Source organism: Sphingosinicella sp., from assembly GCF_052388015.1.
Lineage (GTDB): Bacteria > Pseudomonadota > Alphaproteobacteria > Sphingomonadales > Sphingomonadaceae > Allosphingosinicella.
In genome coordinates this window covers 1-6,097 of the sequence record NZ_JBQTIN010000112.1, presented here as the reverse complement: position 1 = coordinate 6,097, position 6,097 = coordinate 1, and the positions used below count along the sequence as shown (strand labels likewise).

At 65.5% G+C, this 6,097-nt stretch carries 2 protein-coding genes; both read left to right on the top strand.

All coding sequences use genetic code 11. The features are described from left to right. Nucleotides 1-17: 17 nt before the first annotated feature. Nucleotides 18-3,719: a HAMP domain-containing protein gene (locus tag ACT4N3_RS09185; RefSeq protein ID WP_444854918.1), complete on the top strand. Its 3,702-nt coding sequence runs from the start codon at nucleotides 18-20 to the stop codon at nucleotides 3,717-3,719. 62 nt (nucleotides 3,720-3,781) lie between these two features. After that, nucleotides 3,782-5,809, top strand: a complete 2,028-nt coding sequence (locus ACT4N3_RS09180; RefSeq protein ID WP_444854917.1) for a response regulator — start codon at nucleotides 3,782-3,784, stop codon at nucleotides 5,807-5,809. Nucleotides 5,810-6,097: the final 288 nt, after the last annotated feature.

Below are 6,097 nucleotides of genomic sequence, written 5' to 3'. Positions count from 1 at the left end.
CCGACAACGTCAACCTGATGGCGGAGAATTTGACCAGCCAGGTGCGCAACATCGCCGAAGTGACGACCGCGGTCGCGTCCGGCGACCTTTCGAAGAAGATCACCGTCGAGGTGAAGGGCGAGATCCTCGCGCTCAAGAACACCATCAACGTGATGGTCGATCAGCGCAACTCCTTCGCCTCCGAGGTGACCCGCGTCGCCCGCGAGGTGGGCTCGGAGGGCAAGCTTGGCGGTCAGGCCCAGGTCGAGGGCGTCGGTGGCACCTGGAAGGACCTCACCGACAATGTGAACGCGATGGCGGCCAACCTCACCGGCCAGGTGCGCAACATCGCCGAGGTGACGACCGCGGTGGCGCTGGGCGATCTTTCCAAGAAGATCACCGTCGACGTGCAGGGCGAAATTCTTGAGCTCAAGCAGACCATCAACACGATGGTCGACCAGCTGAACTCCTTCGCCTCCGAGGTCACCCGCGTCGCCCGTGAGGTCGGCACCGAGGGCAAGCTCGGCGGCCAGGCGCAAGTGCGCGGCGTCGCCGGCACCTGGAAGGACCTCACCGACAACGTCAACCCGATGGCCGAGAACCTCACCGGTCAGGTCCGCAACATCGCCGAGGTGACCACGGCCGTGGCGCGCGGCGACCTTTCCAAGACGATCACCGTCGATGTGAAGGGCGAGATTCTCGAGCTGAAGAACACCATCAACGTGATGGTCGATCAGCTCAACGGGTTCGCCTCGGAGGTGACCCGCGTCGCCCGCGAGGTGGGCACCGAAGGCAAGTTGGGCGGCCAGGCGCAGGTGCCGGGCGTCGGCGGCACCTGGAAGGACCTGACCGACAACGTCAACCTGATGGCGACCAACCTGACCAACCAGGTGCGCGGCATCGCCGACGTCGTCACCGCGGTCGCGCAGGGCAATCTCAAGCGCAAGCTCACCGTCGACGCCAAAGGCGAGATCGCCGCGCTGGCCGAGACGATCAACTTCATGATCGATACGCTGTCCGCCTTCGGCGACCAGGTCACCAACATGGCCCGCGAGGTCGGCATCGAAGGCAAGCTCGGAGGCCAGGCGCGCGTGCCAGGCGCCGCCGGCCTGTGGCGCGACCTCACCGATAACGTCAACGAGCTTGCGGCCAATCTCACCAATCAGGTTCGGTCGATCGCCGAGGTGGCGACCGCGGTGACCAAGGGCGACCTCACCCGATCGATCGCGGTCGAAGCGTCGGGCGAGATGGCGGCGCTCAAAGACAATATCAACGAGATGATCCGCAATCTGAAGGAGCAGACGCTCAAGAATGCGGAGCAGGACTGGCTGAAGACCAACCTCGCCCGCTTCTCGCGTATGCTGCAGGGCGAGCGCGACCTGGCGACCGTCTCGAACCTCATCATGTCGGAGCTCGCGCCGCTGGTGAACGCGCAATATGGCGTGTTCTACGTCACCAAGCGCGAGGAGGACGAGACCCGGCTCGATCTCGTCGCCAGCTATGGCGCGGAAAGCCACGACGCGCTGCGGCGCCAGTTCGACCTGCGCGAAGGGCTGGTCGGGCAGGCGGCGGCCGACAAGCGGCCGATCCTGCTCGAGAACGTTCCGGGCGACTTCATCCGGATCGGCTCGGGTCTCGGCCAGTCGTCGCCGGCCAATATCGCCGTCCTTCCCGCCCTGTTCGAGGATGAGGTGAAGGCGGTCATCGAGCTCGCCTCGTTCGGCGAGTTCAACGAGACCCACCACAATTTCCTCAACCAGCTGATGGAATCGATCGGCATCGTGCTCAACACGATCGCCGCGACGATGCGGACGGAAGGCCTGCTTTCGCAGTCACAGCTGCTGACGCAGGAGCTGCAGGCCCGCCAGACCGAGCTGACGACCAAGCAGGAGGAACTGCACGCGACGAACGAGGAGCTTCAGGAGAAGGCCCAGCTGCTCGAGAATGAGAAGAAGCAGGTCGAGGAGAAGAATCTCGAAATCGACATGGCGCGGCGCGCGATCGAGGAGAAGGCCGAGCAACTCAGCCTCACGTCGAAGTACAAGTCAGAGTTCCTCGCCAATATGAGCCATGAGCTGCGCACCCCGCTCAATTCGCTGCTGATCCTGTCCAAGCTGCTCGCCGACAATCCGCACGGCAATCTCAACGACAAGCAGACCGAGTTCGCGCGCACGATCCATTCCGCCGGCTCGGATCTTCTGAGCCTGATCAACGATATCCTCGACCTGTCGAAGATCGAATCCGGCACGATCTCGATCGAGACCGGCGACATGCCGCTGGCCAGCCTCAGGCAGCATATGGAGCGCACCTTCCGGCAGCTCGCGGCGGACAAGGGGCTGCAGTTCCAGGTGCAGTTCGACGACAATCTCCCGGAGGCGATCCGCACCGACGAGAAGAGGCTGCAGCAGGTCGTCCTCAACCTCCTTTCCAACGCCTTCAAGTTCACCCCGGAAGGCAGCGTGACCTTGTCCGTCCGCGCTGCCGATCAGGGATGGAGCACGAACCACCCGGTCCTCCGCAATGTCGAGCAGGCGATCGAGATCGCGGTGACCGACACCGGTATCGGCATCCCCGAAGACAAGCAGAAGCTGATTTTCGAGGCGTTCCAGCAGGCCGACGCGACGACCAGCCGCCGGTTCGGCGGCACCGGCCTTGGCCTGTCGATCAGCCGCGAGATCGCCCGGCTGCTCGGCGGCGAGTTGCAGGTACGCTCCTTGCCGGGCAAGGGATCGACCTTCACCCTGTTCGTTCCCTTGGCCGCCGCGGCGATCTCGGCGCCGCAGGGCGCGAGCACGGCGCGCTACGAAAATACCGGCGCCGCGGTTCCTTCCGCCTTGCCGGGCTCCCTGGACGTCAGCGACGACCGGGACGATCTCGGCTCCGATCCGTTCGTCCTCATCGTCGAGGACGATGTGACCTTCGCCTCGGTCCTGCTCGACCTTGCGCGCTCGGCGGGCCTCAAGGGCGTCGTATCGACGGCCGGCGCCGGCACGCTGGCGCTCGCCCGCAAGCTCCAGCCCAACGCGATCACGCTCGATCTGGGGCTCGACGACATCAACGGCTTCGTCCTGCTCGATCTCCTGAAGCACGATCCGGTCACGGGCCGGATTCCGATCCATGTGATCTCAGGCGCCGAAGGGGCCGACGCGGCAACCAAGCTCGGGGCCCTGGAGATCACCGGTAAGCCCGCCGCGCACGAGGATCTCCAGCGCATGTTCGGCAAGATCGCCAAGCAGCCCAAGTCCGCCAAGAAGAAGCGGCCGGGCCGCGAGAGGGTTCAGGATAGTGCGATCGCCTTGCGCGTTCCCGAGCTGGAAGGCGCCAAGGTGCTCATCGTCGATGACGATATCCGCAACATCTACTCGCTCACCAGCGTCCTCGAAAATTACAATGTCGAGGTCATGCACGCCGAGCGCGGCCAAGACGGCATTCTCATCCTCGAGCAGACGCCGGGCATCGACGCGGCGCTGATCGATATCATGATGCCCGAAATGGACGGCTACGAGACGATGCGCCAGATCCGGGCCAAGCCTGAGCTGGCGGACGTGCCGCTCATCGCCGTCACCGCCAAGGCGATGAAGGGCGATCGCCAAAAATGCCTCGATGCCGGCGCATCGGACTATATCGCCAAGCCGGTCGACATCGAGCTGCTCCTCGCCCTGCTCCGGGTTTGGATCAGCGACAAGGAAGGACCGGCGCTGGCGGCCGAGCCGCTCGCCACGGAACAGGCCGCCGAATGAGCGCAAGGCCGACGAAAATGCCGGTCGCGCGACTGATCGCGGATCAGCCGCAGGAGTCGGCGGTGGCAGACGCCGCGCCGGCCGATATCCCGCGCGCGCGGGTGCTCATTGTCGACGACGACGAGCATAATCTGCTCGCGATCCGCACCGTCCTGGAGGACATCGCGGATATCGAGGTGGCGTCATCGGGTGAGGAAGCGCTCCGGCATCTCTTGCGCGAGGAGTTCGCGGTCATCCTGCTCGACGTCTTCATGCCCGGCATGGACGGCTACGAAACGGCCCGGATCATCCGCAGCCGCGAGCAGACGCGGCGCGTGCCCATCGTCTTCCTCTCGGCGGTGAACAAGGAGAAGGAGCATCTGCTGCGCGGCTACGCGATGGGCGCCGTCGACTATGTGTTCAAGCCGGTCGAGCCCGTCGTGCTGCGATCCAAGGTCGCGGTGTTCGTCGACCTGTTCGCGATGACCCGCGAGGTCCAGCGCAAGGCGGAGCAGGAGCAGGCGCTGCTCGACGCGAATCTCAAGGCCAATGCGGAGCGGCTGCGCGTCGAGCAGGAGCTGCGGCTGGCCGAGCAGCGGCAGGCGGCGATCATCCAGTCGCTGCCGATCGTCCTCTATCTTGAATCGCGCGACGACTCGCCCCGCGTGCCCCAGTTCGTCGGCGGCAATTTCCGCAGCGTGACCGGCTTCGAGTTTGAGGATGTGCTGCGCGTCCCGACTTTATGGGCCGATCGGCTGCATCCGGACGACCGCGAGCGCGTCATCGCCGCCATAAGCGAACGCGCGGCGAGCGGCGCGATGGCGATCGAGTATCGCTGGCGATGCGCCGACGGCGAATACAAGCATTTCCTCGACCAGGCGGTCCTGCTGCCTGGCGGGACCGGCGCCCGGCCGCAATATGCGGGCACCTTGCTCGACGTATCCGAGCGCAAGGAGCTGGAGCACCAGCTGCTCCATGCCCACAAGATGGACGCGATCGGAAAGCTGACCGGCGGGATCGCCCATGATTTCAACAATCTGCTCGCGGCGGTGCTGGGCGGTCTGACTTTGATCGAGCGCCGGGTGCCGCTGGCGGAGGAAGAGGGCAGGATCCTCGGCATGACGAGGCGCGCGGCCGAGCAGGGCTCGGAGCTGGTCAGCCGCCTCCTCGCTTTCTCCCGGCGGCAGCAGCTTCGGCCGGGCGACATCGACCTGTCGGCGCTCTCGACCTCGCTCGCCGAGATCCTGTCCCATACGCTGGGCGGCCTGGTCGAGATCGAATGGCGCATCGCCGGGGACGCCTGGCGAGCCTATGCCGATCCGACCCAGCTCGAGCTCGCCTTGATGAACCTCGCCATCAATGCGCGCGACGCGATGCCGCAGGGCGGGCTCATCACCTTCGTGATCGGCAACCGGGACGCGCCGGCCCGCAATGCGCTCGGGATCGAGGCCGGCGATTATGTCGTCATCACCGTCGCCGACGAGGGAAGCGGCATCGCGCCCGAGATGCTGACCAAGGTGACCGAGCCGTTCTTCACGACGAAGGAGGCGGGCAAGGGAACCGGCCTCGGCCTGTCGATGGTCTATGGCTTCGCCCGCCAGTCCGGCGGCACGATCGACATCCAGAGCGAAGTCGGCAAGGGCACCCGCATCGACCTCTGGCTCCCTCGCGCCCGCGGGACCGACCGGCCGCAACCATCCGCCGAGCCGCCGGTCGCCGAGGGGCCGGACGCCCCGCTCAGCATCCTGCTGGTCGACGATCACGAGGCGGTGCGGGAAACCACCGCGGCGATGCTGCGCGACCTGGGGCACAAGGTCGACGCGCTTGGCGACGGCGCCGCCGCGCTCAAGCGGCTGAAGCAAAGCTGCGCCGACTATGATTTCATCGTCACCGATTATGCGATGCCGGTCATCTCGGGGGACGAAATCCTGAAACGGGCGAAGCGTATTTGCCCCGGCATCCCCGGCATCATCATCAGCGGCTATGCCGAGGGGCCCGCGCTCATTCCCGAGCTGCGCGAGACGATCGTCCTCAACAAGCCCTTCACGATCGAGCAGCTTCGCGGCGCGATAAGCGCCGCTCCAAATGGCATCGAGCCCAAGCGCGCCTGAGCCCCTGCGGGTGAAGACGCCGGCCTATGTGCTCGCCGAAACCATCGCAAGACAGTGAGCGCGAACGGCGCTTTCAGCTTCCTTCCTCAGGAGCTTCAGAACCGCACCGCCGCCTTCAGCGATAGGCTCCGCTCGTCGACCCCGTCGGCGAAGCGCCCGACCCCACTGGAGAAAGCTCCCCAATGTTGGAGTTGTCGCAGGCGTAGTGGCGCTTTCCGAAGTACCGTCGGAGAGAGAAATCGGCGCAGAAGCGCGACATTTTCGACTAGCCTGCCGCAATCTCTGCAT